The organism is Bacillus mexicanus (assembly GCF_050445615.1).
In the GTDB taxonomy this organism is placed as follows: Bacteria; Bacillota; Bacilli; order Bacillales; family Bacillaceae; genus Bacillus; species Bacillus mexicanus.
In genome coordinates this window covers 460,557-478,571 of record NZ_JBCEYV010000002.1, presented here as the reverse complement: position 1 = coordinate 478,571, position 18,015 = coordinate 460,557, and the positions used below count along the sequence as shown (strand labels likewise).

Sequence of the window (18,015 nt, the reverse complement as noted above, 5' to 3'; positions counted from 1 at the left end):
ATTCTAATAAGAGGTGCACGGATGAAAACGGTTTTTATGGTAGTTTATACGATTGATGTAAACAAAGGCGGCATGACAACCGCCATGCTAAACCGGTCAAAAATGCTTGTACATAATGGATATAAGTCAGATTTAGTTACTTTTGATTATAATCCTTACTATGAGAATATAACATCTGAATTAAGACGGATTGGTAAATTAGATCCAGATGTTAATATTTTGAATGTAAATGATTACTATCGAGATTTGAATACTGACGGAAATATTGATCCTTCCTATTATGAAAATGAAGCAAAAACAGAACAGGAAGGGTATTTCATTCAGGATTCGGAATATGATACAAAACAGTACATCAGATACTTTAAACAAGGTTCTTATGTGAAATATAAGAAATGGACTGAGGATGGACACCTTAGTCATATTGATTTTTTTAATGAGAATAGACAAAGGGTTAAAAGAGAAGAATTCCATAAAAACAAGTATAAACATAGAGAGATCGGTTTTGATCCTGCTAATAACAAAATGAATTATGAGAAGTACTTTACGCCTGATGGGTTCTGTTACCTCATACGATGGTATAACAGTGAAACCGAGAAACAGCAGCAAGTTTTTCTTTTTAACAAAAATAGCAATAAGGTTCTAATGTTTAAAAATAATGCTGAATTTCATACGTATTGGTTAAACGAAATAGCTGCAGCAGAAAATGAAAAACCAATTTTTATTTGTGATGGACCGGGAAGCACCGGAAAAGTCAGAGGAATGAAAAAAGAACTAGCTCATAGAATTTATATGGTGCACATCAATCATTTTGAATCTCCGTTTACATACGGAAGTAAAGTAAAACCGGATCATATTGATTTTCTAAGCAATATTGATAAACTTGATGCGCTCGTAGTGCTTACAAATGATCAAAAGAAAGATATAGAAAAACAATTTGGTGAACATGGAAACATTTTTATTATTCCTAATTCAATGCCATATACAGATTTGCCAGACATAAAAAAAGATAATAAAAAAGTCAGCATGTTTGTAAGATATAATAAACAAAAGGCTATTGATGAGGCAATTAAAGCATTTGTGAGGGTTATTAAAAAGGTGCCAGATGCCAGACTTGAAATTTTCGGTCACGGTGCTGAGAAGTCTAAATTAGAACAATTGATTAATGAATTGAATCTGCAACAGAATGTTTTTATTAAAGGCTATGCAAAAAATGTAAGAGAAGAAATGGGAAGCTCACTTACCACTTTATTGTCTTCTAATTATGAGGCCTTCCCCCTTTCTGTCATGGAATCTTTTATGAATGGAACTCCTGTTATCAGCTATGACTGTAATTATGGTCCTCGAGACTTGATAAATGAGGGAGTAGATGGTTACATTGTTCCTCACAAGGACCAAAAAGCATTAGCCAATCAAATCATAAAGCTGTTAAATAATCCTGATGCTGCAAAAGAGATGGGATTAAAAGGACGTGAAAAGGTTCTTACCGAATATACAAATGAAGCAGTATTGAACAAATGGCTGCAGCTGTTTAATGCATTGGAGAAAAATTAATGAAATGAAACGCCCGAAGGTTGCTTCGGGCGTTTTTATTTGGAATGTACATCAGCTAGAGCCTTGATTTGAAAAATGTTATAATGAACTTCTGAAAATGAACGTCACTGTACTACTTTTAATAAAAGAAAGGTAATCGTATCTATGATGAGTATAAAGATTCCTAGGCCACAATTAGCTTTTGTTTGTTCAGCGCTTAATATTGCAAAAAGACAAAATGTAAGCACGATCGATTGGCATTATCCTTTACATATTGTGACTTTTAAATATGAACCAGATGCTTTGGCCATATATAAAGAATCGCCAGTCATAAACCTGTACGACTTTTTGAAGGGGCCTGAGCCTGAATATTCATGGATTGAACATACAATTGAGGAAGAGGGTTTGACTTATGTCAAAGATCCAGAAAAACCAGTATATCGTTATTATAAAAATGGGAAGTATGTAAAATACCAACGATTTTCATCTGCGGGTGAATTGGTTGTAGCAGATTATTTTAATGACAGCAGGCAAAGGTTCAAAAGAGAAGAGTTCACAAAATCAGGACATATACACAGCTTGATCTATATGAATTTGGAAACTAATCAGCCTAAGCAGCAGCTATACTTAAAAAAAGACGGCACTTGTTATATGTCAAAGTGGTATAAGAATAATGGAAAGCTTGAAAAAATTATTCTTTTTGAAAATATAGGAAGTGTATCTCGGATATTTCATTCTGAAAATGAGCTTATACTATATTTTTTAAAAAACCTTATAAATGATTCTGATCACTTTTTTATAACGTCTGAAACAGAAGTGTACTCGCTCATATGTTCTTTACCATCAAAGGATTCCTCTTTATTTAAAGGATTTATAGAAGTGAATGAATCGATTAATAACATAGCAACAGAAATTAATAACATTGACGGGCTCTGTCTTCCATCTTTAAAAAGATATAATGAGGTAGTTGCAAAAACCGGGCCAAGGAAAAATATTTTTTATGTTTCAGAAGAGCCGTTTATACGTAAAAGGTTTATTCGAGAACTTATTGATTATGTTCCTTTTAATAATCACTTAATCAAGATGCGCGCTACTCTTTCAAGCGCTGAATGGCAGACAAAGTTAAATCTCTATGTTTCCGCAGTGGTCTGTTTTGAAGGAAAACTTCCTAAACAATCTGAGGGACGCGGCCGGTTTTATTGGAAATTAAAGAATCGAAAAAGTAACGGAGTCTATATATCACCTGCCCAAATACGAGAGGTTTCAAATGTGGAATTTGTAGTGAACGGTTATATGTCGTTGCGTACTGTATTGGACATGCAGTCTGACATTGACATTTGTTTATGTGTGGAATGGGATAATAAATATTTTGAAGAAAAATTAAGTGTGACAGAAGGAAAGATAGATCAGAGTGAGCAAGCTAGCAAAGGGTGGAGGCTCAAGATGGCAGAGGAAAACAGTCACTTAGTAATAATGACTGCTGAAGGCTTAAAACGTCGAGTGTTAAACTACTTGTTTTTATCTAATAAGAAGTAACTTGTAAGAGGGAGCTTGAAAATGAGAAAGATTTTTTCGTTAATTTATGAAATTGATATTGAAAAAGGTGGCATTACAAGCTCTATGATGTCAAGGTCATATACCTTTGCTGAGCATGGCCTCAATATTGATTTGATTACACTAGATCATAAAGAGAATTATGCTGAAATAGAGAGAACTTTGAAAAATGCAGGAAGATTGCATACAGATGTTAATATTATAAATATTTATGATTATTATAAAAATCAGCATAAACCGACGGAGATAAGTACGGAACAAAAACTTTATTATCAGCAAAATGTGAACATACATGAAGAACATCTTGCTGTTTCTTTTGATAAGTTGAAATTAGAGGCAAGTTATTTTCAGAATGGTTTATATATCAAGAAGAAAAAATGGAGTTCAGATGGCGCTCTCCTTTATATCGATTACTTTAATGAGAATATGCAAAGAACTAAGCGAGAATTATTTTATGAAGAGCATGTAATGAAAAGGATATACTTTGATCAACGTTCCGGTAAACAAACTCAAATTCACTACACAGCACCGGACGGTTTTTGTTATTTAACAGAATGGCACCATTTTCACACGGGAGCCAGTCAGGGAGTTATGCTGTTTGAACGGGGTGAAAAGGAAGCCGTATTTTTCAAAAATAAACACACCTTTCATACACATTGGCTTGAGAAGCTATGCGAAAAAGAACAGGACCCTATTATCATCTGCGATGGAGTCGGAAGTGCTTCAAAAGTAAATGAAATGCGAGAAGGATTGGCAAAGCGCTATTACTGTGTGCATTCCAATCATTTAGATTATCCTTATACGTTGGGCAGCAAAGTTCGGAAAAATCATCAATACGCGATGGAACATATTAAAGATTATGACGGGCTCATCGTCTTAACGAATGAACAAAAAGAAGATATCATGAAGGACTTTGAATCCAGCAATAATATTTTTGTTATTCCCCATGCTCCAAGACGGCTTGAAAAATTACAAACGTATGAAAAGAAGAAAAACGAATTTGTCATGGTGGCCAGATATCATGAAGAAAAAGGAATCGATAAGGTCATAAAGGCTATGGAAATCGTGAAAAAATCGCGTCCTGAAATTGTCCTTAATATTTATGGCAGCGGTCCCGGCTATGAAGAGTATCAGCAATTGATTGATGATCTCCAGTTGGATAATGTGCATTTAAAAGGGTATATTGCAAACCCGGCTCCATTTTATCAGCAGGCGCTTGCCACATTATTAACATCAAAATTTGAGGGGTTCAGCCTTGCTATCTGTGAATCGTTTTCGTGCGCAACCCCCGTTATCAGTTTTGATGTCAAATACAGCCCGAGAGAGCTCATAAAAGAAGACGAAACGGGAATGCTTGTAGAACCTGACCATATTGAAATGCTTGCTGAGAGTATTATTTATTTGTATGACAATCCTGAAAAGGCCATTCAATATGGAAAAAATGCAAAGAACTTAATGGACTCTGAATATAGTGAAGATCGATTGTTTGAAAGATGGGAAAAAGTATTTGAAATGACGAAGTAGTGTATTTTATACATTTTTGTTCATTATATGAGCTTTTATGAAGATATAGAAGCGGCTAAGGATAGAGGTGGCATGTTGAAAATTACTGCAGCAGTACCCACATACAACTCAGAACAGTTTATCACCCGCTGCCTGGATAGTCTTGTTCAACAAACCATGCCGAATCATGAATATGAAATTATTTGTGTAGATGATTGTTCTCAGGATGGTACGGTCTCCATATTAAAAAAATACAGTGAACAGTATTCTAATATAACGGTTATTGAACGAAAGAAAAATTCAGGAGGGCCCGGAGAACCGAGAAACCAAGCTATACGTGCTGCGAATGGTGAATATATCTTTTTTATTGATTCCGATGACTATTTAGGAATTGAAGCGTTCGAGAGAATGTATCAATATGCACAACAGCACAATTCAGATATCGTGCTTGGAAAAATGGTCGGTGTAAACGGCAGAGCGGTTCCGCAAGCTATTTTTAAAGAAACAAAACCTAAAGCGGATCTTGTTAAATCTCCGCTTGTCTACTCAATTGGCCCGACAAAACTTTTTAAAGTTTCTCTGCTAAGACATCATGACATATATTTTCCTTCTAATATACAGGCCACAGAGGATCAGGTATTTGTCATGAAAGCTTATTTAGAAGCGGACAAAATTTCTGTTTTGGCTGACTATGATTATTACTACGCTGTACAGCATGATGGCGAGCATATGACTTTTGCATATGTAGCGCCTGAAAACTACTACGGCGCAATGAAGGTAATCATAGATATGATTCGTGAGAGCCGTCTTTCTCATACCAGTAAAATGAAGTTTATGGCGAAGTTTTTAAATCGCCATTTTGACTTTTCCAGAACAACGGATTTCACTATAATGATCGAGGATGAACGGGAACAGCAAATATGGATGGCAGAACTGCATCATTTTGTTGAACAAAATATTCCGCATGAAATTGACAAGCTTGTTCATTCTCATACGCGATTAAAATTATATTTTGTACGTCAGAATGACTTAAAGGGTTTGAAACAGTTTGAAGCTGATAAAGAAAATATGACTCAATTTACATCTGTCAAAAATGGGCATATCATAGCAAACTATCCAAGCCTTATCCCATATCAGTTAACAGAGAATGAACGAATCATTGATGACAGAAACAAAATCAGTCATTACGTGAGCGAATTTCAAATGAAGAACAACACTTTTTCATTAAAAGGAACGGTTATCCACTCGGCATTACAACCAGAGCATCAGGCTTCGCAAACGTTAGTAGGCGTTTGGGTGCACCGTGATCGAAAAACTGAAAAAACCATTTCTCCGGTTTATGTCAAGGATGGAGAATTTGAATTTCTCACGAAGTTTACTGATTTAGCTATTCAAGAAGAAGATATTGGTGTTTGGGACTTCTTTATTGAATCAAAGATAGATGGCTATAAAAAACGTGCCAGAATTGGCAGCAGCAGAGAAAAGTATTCCTATTCGAAACATGCCAAATATATTGGGAATAATGGGGAATATGCTTTTAGCGCAAGGCCGTACTTTACAAAAACTTTCGATAATCTGTCAATAGATATAAGAAAGCAAGAAGCTTTGAAAGTGGAATTCAGAAATAATGAGGCAGATTTAACGTTCGTATTCCCTGAAAGCCAATTGTTTTTTCCGAAGCAATCCTTATTATTGCTGGAATGCAATAATCAAGAGTTTTTAATCCCTATAAAAAATCAAATCAGTTCTGCTGATGGGACTGTGATACAGCTGGACCGGAATCTAGTTGAACAAAAGTTTGCCCCGGCTCACTTACAAAACATGAATATCGTTTTATCCATCAATTCATATAAAACGACATTGATTCCAAAAAAGGATGCCAGCGTGTACTTTTGCAGTAAACATATTGAAAAAAAGCTGTGGTGCTTTAAAATAAAAAAGAAAATAGACTTATTTATACAATCAGACCAATCAAGATTCTATCTGACAGCCCGTTAAACAAAGAAATCAGGTGACAAATATGAAAAAACTAAAAGTCATGACTGTCTTCGGGACCAGGCCTGAAGCGATCAAGATGGCACCGCTTGTGCTTGAACTGAAAAAATATCCTGAAATCGATTCCTATGTGACGGTCACTGCACAGCACAGACAAATGCTCGATCAGGTGTTAGATGCCTTTCACATCAAGCCTGACTTCGATTTGAACATTATGAAGGAGCGGCAGACACTGGCAGAGATTACGTCAAACGCACTTGTGAAGTTGGATGAGCTGTTTAAAGACATCAAACCCGATATTGTGCTTGTCCATGGTGATACGACGACGACGTTTGCCGGAAGCCTAGCAGCTTTTTATCATCAAATTGCTGTCGGCCATGTGGAGGCCGGGCTCCGTACAGGAAATAAGTATTCTCCATTCCCGGAAGAGCTCAACCGCCAGATGACAGGAGCGATTGCTGATGTGCATTTTGCGCCGACAGACCAGGCGAAAGACAATTTATTAAAAGAAAATAAAAAGGCCGACTCTATTTTTGTAACAGGGAACACAGCGATTGACGCACTCCGCACGACGGTGAGGGATGGCTACTCACATCCTGTTCTCAATCAGGTAGGCGGGGATAAGATGATTCTGCTTACCGCCCACCGCCGGGAAAACCTCGGTGAGCCAATGGAAAATATGTTCAAGGCTATCCGCAGAATTGTTGAAGAGTTTAACGATGTGCAAGTCGTTTATCCTGTACACCTGAATCCTGTTGTCAGGGATGCGGCTCAGAAGCATTTTGGCGATTCTGACAGAGTGCATCTGATTGAACCTTTAGAAGTCATTGATTTCCATAACTTTGCGGCAAAATCACATTTCATTTTGACAGATTCAGGCGGTGTGCAGGAGGAAGCGCCATCTCTCGGAAAACCTGTGCTTGTGCTGCGCGATACGACAGAGCGCCCTGAAGGAGTGGAAGCTGGAACTTTGAAACTTGCAGGGACGGATGAGGACACTATTTATCGGCTGGCAAAACAGCTGTTAATGGATGATGGTGAGTACAAAAAAATGTCCCGTGCTTCTAATCCTTATGGCGATGGAGAGGCTTCTCGCCGGATTGTTGAAGAATTGCTGTTTCATTACGGGTTTCGGCAAGAGCATCCGGATTCATTTACAGGCAAATAAAAAGAAGCTTTGCACATTGTGCAAAGCTTCTTTTTGTTTTAATCCTCAAGGCTTTCCTTCAGTTCTTTCTTGATATTGGAAAGGTCATTTTCATCAGTTTGGTAGTAGTAAATTCCATTGATTTTCGTTCCTGTGCCTTTTAGTTCGTGCTGTTTAATATTTTTACGCGCGCCTTTATAATTGGATTGGATATCCCACATGTCATCGAAGGTTAAATTCGTTTTCACATTGTTTTCAACGACTTTAAACATATCTCCAAATTTCGTGATGGAAGAAATATTTGCGCCTTTATTAATGATTCCTTCGATCACTTGTCGCTGGCGGTCTTGGCGGCCAAAGTCGCCTCTCGGGTCTTCTTTTCTCATGCGGCTATAAGCGAGGGCCTCTTTTCCGTTCAGTGTGTTTTCTCCTTTGCCGAACGAATAGCCGTCATAGCTGAACGCGAAAGTGCTGTTTACTGTGATGCCGCCAAGTGTATCAACCACGTCTCTAAAGCTTTCCATGTTCACTTTTACAAAATAATCAACCGGAACATCAAGGAAGTTCTCAACTGTGTCAACCGCCATCTGTGTCCCGCCGAATGCGTAAGAATGATTGATTTTATCCATTTTGCCTTTACCGATAATTTTTGTATACGTATCACGCGGAATGCTGACCATGTCAGTTTTATTCGTTTTAGGGTTAACTGTCATATAAATGAGCGTGTCGGCACGGCCTTTATCATTGTCGCGTTCATCCACACCCATAATTAAAATGGAAAACGGATCTTTTTTGTTGATGTCGACCTCTGTATCCCTTTTATTAGATTTATCAATACTTTCATGAATACTTGCCATAGTTGAAGCGGCTTTATGCCATAAATAGTATGCGTAGCAGCTTGTGCCAAGTACAAATACGGCCACAATGGCTAAAATGACAAGCAACGCTTTTCTTTTTTTCTTTCTTTTATCAGTTCTCATAATAAGTCCTCGCTTTTTTGTAATCTAGTACGATTATAAGTTTCTTAATATTTGAAAACAACTAAAATTTGTCTGATTCTTTACAATAGACGCCCGCTTGTAAAAAATGTTTCGGTATTTTATGAAAATCCGCAAAAATTTTTCGTTGTTTTCATTCTCACCTTAAAATATGCTTAAAATTGTCGATAGAAAGTGGAGAGGTGATATAGAAATGAAAAAACTTACTATTTTAATGTTCTCAATGCTGCTTCTTTTATCTGCGTGCGGCACAGCTGGGAACTCATCAGGATCAGAAACAAATTCAGATAGCAAAAATGCGGCTGCTGAAGAGACTGTCACGAAGGAAGGCACATTTGCCGGTTTAGCGGACAGCCACACGATTGCAGTCGATATTGATGGTAAAGAGACTTCGATTCAGGTTGGTTCAGACCTTCAGGACAAAATGAACAGCATGTCAGAAGGACAAAAAGTTGTTGTCAAATATACAAAGGATTCAAATGGCGCCTTAATGCTTAAGGAGCTTGAGGAAAAGTAATAAAAACTTCTTAGGGGGTTCTATCTTTTGAAAAAAATGAAGTTCTTGCTTCTTACATCAGTTACTGCTGCAGCTCTTGCATGCCCGGCGATTATGCCGTCTGCAAAAGCTGCTGATAAAACCATTTCGGTTAAGCTGAGTAACTATGTAGGCAGCAAATCAAGCTTGAATGTCGATATTACAGGCGGCTATGAAATTCCTGGCTCAAGAATTGCGAATACAGAGCGGTATGGGGGAACAACCCGTTTTGATGTCGCCAATAATGTAGCTACTGCCGGATGGAATAATCCATCGACTGTGGTCATTGTCAATCGGGATGCTTTTGCCGATGCGCTCTCAGCGACCCCGCTTGCGAAAAAGTACGATGCACCGATTTTATTAACAGACGCGGATTCGCTCACACCCAAGACAGAAAAAGAAATTGCAAAACTAAATCCTGACAATATTCTCATCATTGGCGGGACAATCAGTGTTTCTAAAAAGACAGAAAACACATTGAAAAAATACGGTTCTATCGATCGGATTGGCGGAGCAACCCGCTACGAGGTTTCTAAAAACATAGCCAACCGAATGGGGAATTACAGCCAAGCAGTAGTTGCAACAGGCATGGTCTTTACAGATGCCCTGTCAATCGCGCCATATGCTGCAATGAACGGTTATCCGATTTTACTTGCGGGAGACAATAATATCCGAAATGATTACAAAATTCCGAGTAAAGTAACAATTGTCGGCGGTCCGTTGAGTGTCAGCACTGGCGTGGAAAACACATTGAAAAAGCAGGCCGCTGTGAAACGGATTGGCGGGGTTTCCCGGTATCAGGTATCTGCCAATATCATAAAAGAATTAAATATGAAAGCAACAAAGGTATTCATGTCAAACGGTCAAACATTTGCGGATGCATTGACGGGATCTGTACTTGCCGCGAAGCAGGGCAGCCCTTTACTGCTGGTTGAACCTGGAAGCCTGCCGTCACCAGTTGCTGATGTAGTGGCATCAAAAGGGACTCAGTCATTTGCGCTTCTTGGAGGAAATATCTCCATCAGTGATACGCTGAAGAACAAGCTGGCAGATACTTTTGCAGGTGCTGGCTATTCAGTCAAGCTGTCTGGCGGAAACTTGGTGCTTTATAAAAACAATACTGCCATCAAGACGCTTGGAACTTCCTTTACAGCAAATCCTAAAAAATATGCAAAAACAAATTCTATCAGTCTGAATGGAACATCGTATCTCGGAAATATGAAATTTACGATTGAGTCAGGCAAGTATGTTCGCCCGATTAATGTAAATATCCCTTTTGAAGATTATTTAAAAGGTGTTGTTCCTCATGAGATGCCTGCGAGCTGGCAGAAAGAGGCGTTAAAAGCTCAGGCAGTTGCGGCCAGAACGTATTCCATCAGATCCGTTGGGAAAGTAGTACAAGACACCACCGCTTTTCAGGTATATGGCGGCTATGACTGGAATTCGAAAACTTCTGAAGTGGTAGAAGCTACAAAAGGAAAAGTATTGAAATACAATGGCAATTTGATTTCAGCTACATATTCCTCAAGTAACGGCGGCTACACGGAAGCAAGCAACGAGGTGTGGAGCAGCCAGGTTCCTTATTTAAAAGCCCAAAAAGATACGTACGATCCGCAAACCAGCTGGTCATTGTCATTAAGTAAAACCCAGCTTAATAAAAGCGGTCTGAATCTCAAAAGCCCGGCATCTTGGTGGAACACTAAAAATGAAACAAACTCAGCATATTTGAGCGGGTTAAAAAACTGGTTTATTAAAAATAAATACAGCAGTGCCGAGTCTATCAAAATCACGAAAATATCCAGTGTGAAATTCAGCACGGAGAAAACAGCCGGCCATCGGCCGAAAACAGCAAGTGTAACATTCTCATATTTTGCAAAAGAAAAATCAAAGGGCTATATTCTTTCAAGTGGTAGCCTGAGTGAAAAAACGACAACTATTTCTGTACCGACAACAGAGCTGAGAACAATGCTTGGCGCTTCGAATATGAAGAGTACATATGTGTCTGTCTCAAGCAATACCAACGATTTTATCATTAGCGGTAAAGGATACGGACACGGCATAGGCATGAGCCAATACGGCGCCAATGCGAGAGCTGCTGATGGACAATCCTATACAACGATCTTACGTTTTTACTATCCGGGTACGACTCTATCAAACTATTAAATGATTGGTAGAAGTGCAGGGAGGCAAATTGCCTCCTTCGTTCGTTATTTAATGTATGAATCATTATCAATCCTTTGGAGGGACTATCTTTGCAGATCTTTCTTAAAAGCATACCGATGTTGATATTAGGAGTCGTGTTATTTGTACCAAATGCATTTGCTGCCAACTCTGTTACAAGACTGGATGGAGTAAGCAGGTATGAAGTTGCTGTGAATGTTTCAAAACAAGGCTGGAGCAGTGCGGACACAGTTGTTGTGGCGAACGGCAACGCATATGCCGACGTATTAACAGCTGCTCCTTTAGCTTATAAATACAATGCTCCGATATTATTGACGGAATCATCTAAGCTGACTACGCCGACGAAAAACAGAATCAGCCAGCTCAAACCGAGCAAGGTCATCGTCATTGGCGGAACAATCAGTGTTTCTAACAATACTGTAAATGACATTAAAAAATTAGGGATTTCCAATGTAGAACGGATCGGCGGAAGAAGCCGCTATGAAGTTGCCCAAAATATTTCTAAAAAATTGTCTTCAAATTCAAAAGCAGTAATCGCAAATGGAATGGCATATGCTGACAGTCTGGCAATCGGTTCTTATGCTGCGCGAAACGGCATTCCAATTCTTCTGACGACTTCCAGCTCCATTCCTGCACCAACGAAAAGTGCGATGAGCAGCAAAGGAACAAGATCGACTATTGTGGTCGGGGGAGAAATCAGTGTTTCTAAAAATGTTTACAGCCAGCTTCCTTCACCAACAAGAATAGGCGGAAACAGCCGTTTTGAAGTGGCCGCGAATATAGCGAAGAAATATTATTCTTCCTCAAAAGCTGCATTTGTCAGCAATGGCTATCAATATGCTGATGCTTTATCGGGATCTGTGCTGGCAGCGAAACAAAATCGGCCAATGCTGTTTACAGATGCGGGTTCACTGCCGACTGCAACAAGAACAGTCATTGGATCAAACAGTAAGAACACATTCACTGTACTTGGGGGAACTATTTCAGTTACTAATAATGTTGTAAACCAGCTGAAAAATGCTATTGTAGGGAAAAAGGTATTTGTTGATGCTGGGCACGGGGGCTATGACAGCGGAGCGATCGGTAATAGTTTAAAGGAGAAAGACGTTAACCTTGCCGTGGCAAAGCTTGTCAACAGCAAGCTCTCCGCAGGCGGAGCGATACCGATTATGGCGAGATCTACAGATGTTTTCTTAGAGCTTTCTGAACGGGTTGCGAAAGCTAAAAGCAATCATGCAAACCTGTTTGTGAGTATTCATTCCAATTCAGCAACTCCTGCTGCAACAGGTACTGAAACATACTATTATACAAAGTATGAGTCAGCGAATAGCAAACGTCTCGCAACAGAAATCCAAAATAGACTTTATAAAGCCCTAAACACTCAAAACCGAGGGGTGAGAATAGGGAATTTCCATGTGATCAGAGAATCAACAATGCCGAGCAGTTTAGCGGAGCTGGCATTCATTTCAAATGCGAACGATGCAAGTAAGTTAAAGAGTGCTTTATATCAGGAAAAAGCAGCTCAAGCAATATATGAAGGAATCATGGGTTATTATTAAAAAGAAGAAAAACAGATTAGTCAGATGACTAATCTGTTTTTTTGTACATTTATTTATTATAGACTTTCTCCAATGTGGAAATGAATAGATTTACAATAAAGAAACAAAAGTCGAAATATTCAAACGAACATTAACATACCATTTACATCCAATTAACATCCGTCTGCTAAACTGACTGGCATAGGTCATCATAACATCCCAAACAAATCGTGAGGTGTGTGTCAGTGAGTGCAGAGAAAAGCATGAATGTGAGTCGTGAATTCTCAGTTCAGAAAATACATTCTTTTACATTGTCTGAAAAGAAGGCTCGTTATTTGGCAGTAAAACGCGTAATGGATATATGGTGTGCGCTCATTGGACTGGCGATTTCGCTGCCGGTGATTGCAGTATTTTCAGTATTGATTTGTTTGGAGACGCCTGGACCTGCCATATATACGCAGGAACGCGTAGGGAAAGGCGGGAAACCATTTAAGCTGTATAAGCTTCGTTCCATGAAAATAAATGCCGAGCAGTCCGGAGCTGTTTGGGCGCAGAAGCAAGATCCGCGGGTGACAAGGATCGGAGCTTTTATCAGAAGAACGAGAATTGATGAGATTCCTCAGCTGTTTAATGTGCTGAAAGGCGATATGAGTATGATCGGCCCCCGTCCGGAACGTCCTGTGTTTACGGAGATATTCCAAAATGAGATTCCGGGATTTACACAGCGTCTGGCTGTTAAACCGGGATTGAGCGGCTGGGCTCAGGTGAACGGCGGTTACGATATGACACCGAAGGAAAAGCTGATATTTGATTTATATTACATCCGCAATCTGACTTTCACGTTAGAGTTAAAAATTATGCTGAAAACTTGTAAAGTAGTCTGGACAGGTGATGGGGCGAGATAATACGGCTTGTATTGACCATCAATCTGAGCTTAAAAAGAAGTAGGGAATATGATGCCAAGTATTACAAAACAAATCATAAGCGGCGCAAAATGGACAAGTATTTCCACCATGTGTATTACAATCATACAAATCGTTCAATTTGCTCTGCTGGGAAATATGATGACCTTAACAGAATTTGGACTTGTCGGTATGATCACAACGGTTATCGTTTTCGCTCAAATTGTGCTTGATATGGGGTTTGGCGCAGCGTTTATTCAGAGAGATGATGCGACGGATCGGCAGCTATCAACATTGTATTGGCTTAACATGATGACCGGCGTTTTGCTGTTTGTTCTTTTAGATGTGAGCAGTCCTATTATTGCGGGATTTTATCAAAGGGAAGAGCTGGCACTTCTGATTCGGGTTTTAGCGATTATGTTTTTGATCGCGCCAATCGGACAGCAGTATCAGTATATGCTGCAAAAGCAGCTGCATTTTAATACGTTAAGCAAAATTGAGATTTTATCAAATGTATTGTCATTCGGATATTTGGCGGTAGCGGTTTTTATGATGGATGCGATTTTGGCGTATGTCATTTCTCAAGTGCTGCTGCAGTCCAGTAAAGGGATTTTATATTGGGCCGTATACCGGAAAAAATGGCATCCCGCTTTTGTTTTTGATTTGAGGGGAATGAAGGAATTCTTTTCCTTCGGTGCCTTTCAGCTTTCATCCCGTCTTGTGAACAGGCTGGGAGCGAATATCGATATGATTTTGATCGGCCGGTTTATCGGTGCTGAAGCATTGGGGATTTATAACCTTGCTTATCAGATTGTCACCATTCCTGTTTTGAAGATCAACCCAATTGTGACACGAGTAGCGTTCCCGGTTTTCGCAAAAAACAAATATGAAAACAGTGTGATCAGAGAAGGCTTTCTGAATATGACAAAAATGCTGGCACTCGTCTCATTTCCGCTGTTAATAGGGCTCGTATCTGTGTCAGACGCCTTTATCACAGCGGTTTTCGGAGAAAAATGGCTTGCTGCTGTTCCGGTCCTAAATGTTTTGGCCATTGTCGGGATACTGAGAGTGCTCATGAATCCAAATGGATCTGTGCTTCTGGCTAAAGGAAGAGCGGATTTAGCGTTTTATTGGGATTCCGGTGTGTTGCTGCTATACGGATTGTCACTGTTTGCAGCCGTTCAAACGGGAAGCCTGCTGACAGTCGCATGGGTGTATGCCGTCATCAGTGTTTTCAATTTTCTGATTGGGCGCTGGCTTCTTGCACATGTCATCAAGCTCCATCTTTCTGCTTATTTCCAGTCGATTATGAAGCCGTTTCTGATCACAACCGTGATGGCCGTCATCGCGTTTGCTGTAAGTCTAGGTACGGAACACTTTAGTCTACAGGCAGAAATGCGGCTGGCCATTTCAGTGGCGGCGGGGGCGCTATGTTATCTCTTTCTTTTGGTAAAAGCGTACCCTCAAACGAAAAGCAAACTACTAAGAAAAGGACGTTTGTCATGAAGATTTTGTGGATCACAAGCGTATATCCGAGCAGTCTAAAACCAGGTGAGGGTGTGTTTCATGAGACACAGGTGCAAGAGCTGCAAAAACTCGGGCTTGATATCACTGTGATATGCCCAAGGCCTTTTCATTCAGCTCCTGTGCGCATGCTGAAAAAGGCATATCGAAAAAAGGATGCCAGACCGGAGTACGAAATGAGGAAGGGAACACCGATTTACCGGCCTTTCTATCAGGCAGTTCCCGGCCAGCTGAAATGGGCTCAGCCACACCGAAGAATTGCATCAGCCGTTTTAAAAATGATGAAACAGCGCGGCTTACATCCGGATCTGATCCATGCGCATTTTGCTATGCCATCGGGTGGGGCCGCCGCAGTTGTGTCGGAGTCAGTGCGAATTCCTTATGTCCTGACTTTGCATGGCAGTGATGTGAATGTGTATCCGCATTACAGCAAAGGAGCGTTTAAGGCCTTCAATCGAGCGGTAGGTTCCGCATCAGCTGTTTTAGCAGTCAGCTGCAAGCTCCAAGAAGAAACCAAAAAGCTTTCCGGCTTTGATAGCTCGGTTTTGCCGATCGGCATACAGCTCAGCCGTTTTCAAGAGAATGAGCAGACAAAAGAAGAAATGAGAAAAAAACTCGGACTCCCGCTCGATCAGCGTCTGGCCGTCTATGTGGGCAGGCTTGTCAAAGAGAAAGGCGTTTTTGAACTGTCTGAAGCTATCGAGTCGTTAAAGGAACCTCCTAAGGCGGTTTTTGTCGGTGATGGCCCTGCAAAATCAATGCTGATTCAGAAAGGGCATATCGTCACAGGCCAAGTGCCAAATCATCAGGTAAGGGACTACCTACTCGCGGCAGACATATTCGTGCTTCCTTCTTACAGTGAGGGAATGCCGACTGTTGTGATTGAAGCCCTAGCCTTAAAGGTTCCTGTCATTTGTACAGATGTGGGCGGCGTGGCATCGTTATTCGGAAAACACCGGCATCTGCTGATTAAACCGAAGTCTGCTGAAGCTTTGGCAGAAGCAATTATCCTATATGAGCATGGGCAAATATGGAAGCCGGAAATTGCAGATAATCTGTATGGAATCGTGCAGGCCCGCTTTGACGCCGGAAAAAATGCCAAGGCTTTGCATCATCATTATCAGAGGGTTGTGAAAATGTCTGTTTAATCGCAAGAAACTGCGACCAATATAAATAGGGAGAGGGATGAACGCTGTGAAAAAAATAGCTGTCATTGGAACAGGTTATGTAGGACTCGTGTCAGGCACTTGCTTTGCAGAGATCGGCAATAAAGTGGTTTGCTGTGATATCGATGAATCAAAAATCAGAAGCCTGAAAAATGGAGTGATTCCGATTTATGAGCCAGGGCTTGCCGATTTAGTTGAAAAAAATGTGCTCGATCAGCGTCTATCCTTTACTAACGATATTCCGTCCGCCATTCGGGCGTCAGACATTATTTATATTGCAGTCGGAACCCCAATGTCCAAAACAGGTGAAGCTGATTTAACGTATGTCAAAGCGGCAGGGAAAACGATCGGTGAGTATCTTAACGGCTATAAAGTGATCGTAAATAAAAGCACAGTCCCGGTCGGAACAGGAAAGCTGGTTCAATCTATCGTTCAAAAAGCTTCAAAAGGAAGATACGCATTTGATGTTGTATCCAACCCTGAATTCCTGCGTGAAGGCTCAGCGATTCATGACACGATGAATATGGAGCGCGCTGTGGTTGGCTCAACAAGCCATAGGGCTGCTGCCATCATTGAAGAGCTGCATCAGCCTTTTCAAGCTCCTGTGATTAAAACAAACGTAGAAAGTGCAGAAATGATTAAATACGCCGCGAATGCATTTCTGGCGACAAAAATTTCTTTTATTAACGATATCGCCAACATTTGTGAGCGTGTCGGCGCAGACGTTTCAAAAGTTGCTGACGGCGTCGGGCTGGACAGCCGGATCGGCAGAAAGTTTCTGAAGGCTGGTATTGGGTTTGGCGGCTCTTGTTTTCCGAAGGATACAACCGCGCTGCTGCAAATCGCAAAATCAGCCGGCTATCCATTTAAGCTCATTGAAGCTGTCATTGAAACGAATGAAAAACAGCGCGTTCACATTGTAGATAAACTTTTAACTGTGATGGGAAGCCTCAAAGGGAGAATCATTTCCGTTCTTGGATTGGCCTTCAAGCCGAATACAAATGATGTGAGATCAGCTCCTGCTCTTGATATTATCCCGATGCTAGAGCAGCTGGGCGCGCATGTAAAAGCGTACGATCCGATCGCTATTCCTGAAGCCTCAGCGATTCTTGGCGAACAGGCAGAGTATTACACAAATGTGTATGATGCGATTTGTGGCACGGATGCATGTCTGATCTTAACGGATTGGCCGGAAGTAAAAGAAATGGAACTTGTAAAAGTGAAAACCCTCTTAAAACAGCCAATCATCATCGACGGCAGAAATTTATTTTCACTTGAGGAGATGCAGGCCGCTGGATACATATACCACTCTATCGGACGTCCAGCTGTTCGGGGGACGGAACCTGCTGAAAACCCTTTTCAGGGCTTGCAATTCGAGGAACTGGCTAAAGACTTCGGAAACGTCAATTTATAAAAAGAAAACGTGTTATTTGGTTGTAGCT

13 protein-coding genes are annotated in these 18,015 nt (G+C 40.4%); 12 read left to right on the top strand and 1 reads right to left on the bottom strand.

What is annotated here, in order from left to right; all coding sequences use genetic code 11:
• The first annotated feature begins 102 nt into the window (after positions 1-102).
• The 5 genes from AAGG74_RS12045 (at position 103) to wecB (ending at position 7,750) form a co-directional block, all read left to right on the top strand.
• Entirely contained in the window at positions 103-1,551 is a 1,449-nt protein-coding gene (locus tag AAGG74_RS12045) for a glycosyltransferase (RefSeq protein ID WP_429675614.1), read from the top strand.
• Between the two features lie 144 nt (positions 1,552-1,695).
• A complete protein-coding gene (locus tag AAGG74_RS12040; protein ID WP_429675612.1) occupies positions 1,696-3,066 on the top strand; it encodes a hypothetical protein in 1,371 nt (456 codons plus the stop codon).
• Between the two features lie 21 nt (positions 3,067-3,087).
• Positions 3,088-4,608: a glycosyltransferase gene (locus AAGG74_RS12035; protein ID WP_429675611.1), complete on the top strand. Its 1,521-nt coding sequence runs from the start codon at positions 3,088-3,090 to the stop codon at positions 4,606-4,608.
• 72 nt (positions 4,609-4,680) lie between these two features.
• The gene (locus AAGG74_RS12030) at positions 4,681-6,585 is read left to right on the top strand and encodes a glycosyltransferase (protein WP_429675609.1); all 1,905 of its coding nucleotides are present in this window, start codon (positions 4,681-4,683) and stop codon (positions 6,583-6,585) included.
• Positions 6,586-6,607: 22 nt separating this feature from the next.
• The gene (gene wecB / locus AAGG74_RS12025; RefSeq protein WP_429675607.1) at positions 6,608-7,750 is read left to right on the top strand and encodes a non-hydrolyzing UDP-N-acetylglucosamine 2-epimerase; all 1,143 of its coding nucleotides are present in this window, start codon (positions 6,608-6,610) and stop codon (positions 7,748-7,750) included.
• A 38-nt stretch (positions 7,751-7,788) separates the two neighbouring features.
• Here the strand turns inward: wecB and tagU are convergent, their stop codons facing one another.
• Positions 7,789-8,709: a polyisoprenyl-teichoic acid--peptidoglycan teichoic acid transferase TagU gene (gene tagU, locus AAGG74_RS12020; protein WP_429675606.1), complete on the bottom strand. Its 921-nt coding sequence runs from the start codon at positions 8,707-8,709 to the stop codon at positions 7,789-7,791.
• Positions 8,710-8,920: 211 nt separating this feature from the next.
• On the opposite strand from tagU, the gene AAGG74_RS12015 reads away from it, so the two are divergent.
• The 7 genes from AAGG74_RS12015 to tuaD all read left to right on the top strand — a co-directional run bounded on the left by AAGG74_RS12015 (position 8,921) and on the right by tuaD (position 17,987).
• Positions 8,921-9,244, top strand: coding sequence for a hypothetical protein (locus tag AAGG74_RS12015; protein ID WP_162103956.1), 324 nt, complete (start codon positions 8,921-8,923; stop codon positions 9,242-9,244).
• Between the two features lie 27 nt (positions 9,245-9,271).
• The gene (locus AAGG74_RS12010) at positions 9,272-11,425 is read left to right on the top strand and encodes a SpoIID/LytB domain-containing protein (RefSeq protein WP_429675604.1); all 2,154 of its coding nucleotides are present in this window, start codon (positions 9,272-9,274) and stop codon (positions 11,423-11,425) included.
• Positions 11,426-11,514: 89 nt separating this feature from the next.
• Positions 11,515-13,002 carry an N-acetylmuramoyl-L-alanine amidase gene (locus tag AAGG74_RS12005; protein ID WP_225493245.1) on the top strand — a complete coding sequence of 496 codons (1,488 nt, stop codon included), beginning with the start codon at positions 11,515-11,517 and terminating at the stop codon, positions 13,000-13,002.
• A gap of 224 nt (positions 13,003-13,226) precedes the next feature.
• On the top strand, positions 13,227-13,886 hold the full coding sequence (locus AAGG74_RS12000) for an exopolysaccharide biosynthesis polyprenyl glycosylphosphotransferase (RefSeq protein ID WP_162103959.1): 660 nt from the start codon (positions 13,227-13,229) through the stop codon (positions 13,884-13,886).
• A 51-nt stretch (positions 13,887-13,937) separates the two neighbouring features.
• Positions 13,938-15,389, top strand: coding sequence for a teichuronic acid biosynthesis protein TuaB (gene tuaB / locus AAGG74_RS11995; protein ID WP_429675908.1), 1,452 nt, complete (start codon positions 13,938-13,940; stop codon positions 15,387-15,389).
• Complete coding sequence (gene tuaC / locus AAGG74_RS11990; protein ID WP_429675602.1) at positions 15,386-16,555, top strand: teichuronic acid biosynthesis protein TuaC; 1,170 nt, start codon at positions 15,386-15,388, stop codon at positions 16,553-16,555. Before tuaB ends, tuaC begins: the two co-directional genes overlap by 4 nt.
• A gap of 46 nt (positions 16,556-16,601) precedes the next feature.
• Positions 16,602-17,987, top strand: a complete 1,386-nt coding sequence (tuaD, locus tag AAGG74_RS11985; protein ID WP_429675600.1) for a UDP-glucose 6-dehydrogenase TuaD — start codon at positions 16,602-16,604, stop codon at positions 17,985-17,987.
• The last annotated feature ends 28 nt before the right edge of the window (positions 17,988-18,015 follow it).

Coding starts and splice junctions, on each gene's coding strand:
- AAGG74_RS12035 (WP_429675611.1), top strand. CDS start 3,088: ATGAGAAAGATTTTTTCGTTAATTTATGAAATTGATATTGAAAAAGGT.
- AAGG74_RS12015 (WP_162103956.1), top strand. CDS start 8,921: ATGAAAAAACTTACTATTTTAATGTTCTCAATGCTGCTTCTTTTATCT.
- tagU (WP_429675606.1), bottom strand. CDS start 8,709: ATGAGAACTGATAAAAGAAAGAAAAAAAGAAAAGCGTTGCTTGTCATT.
- wecB (WP_429675607.1), top strand. CDS start 6,608: ATGAAAAAACTAAAAGTCATGACTGTCTTCGGGACCAGGCCTGAAGCG.
- AAGG74_RS12030 (WP_429675609.1), top strand. CDS start 4,681: ATGTTGAAAATTACTGCAGCAGTACCCACATACAACTCAGAACAGTTT.
- AAGG74_RS12045 (WP_429675614.1), top strand. CDS start 103: ATGCTTGTACATAATGGATATAAGTCAGATTTAGTTACTTTTGATTAT.
- tuaC (WP_429675602.1), top strand. CDS start 15,386: ATGAAGATTTTGTGGATCACAAGCGTATATCCGAGCAGTCTAAAACCA.
- AAGG74_RS12040 (WP_429675612.1), top strand. CDS start 1,696: ATGATGAGTATAAAGATTCCTAGGCCACAATTAGCTTTTGTTTGTTCA.
- tuaB (WP_429675908.1), top strand. CDS start 13,938: ATGCCAAGTATTACAAAACAAATCATAAGCGGCGCAAAATGGACAAGT.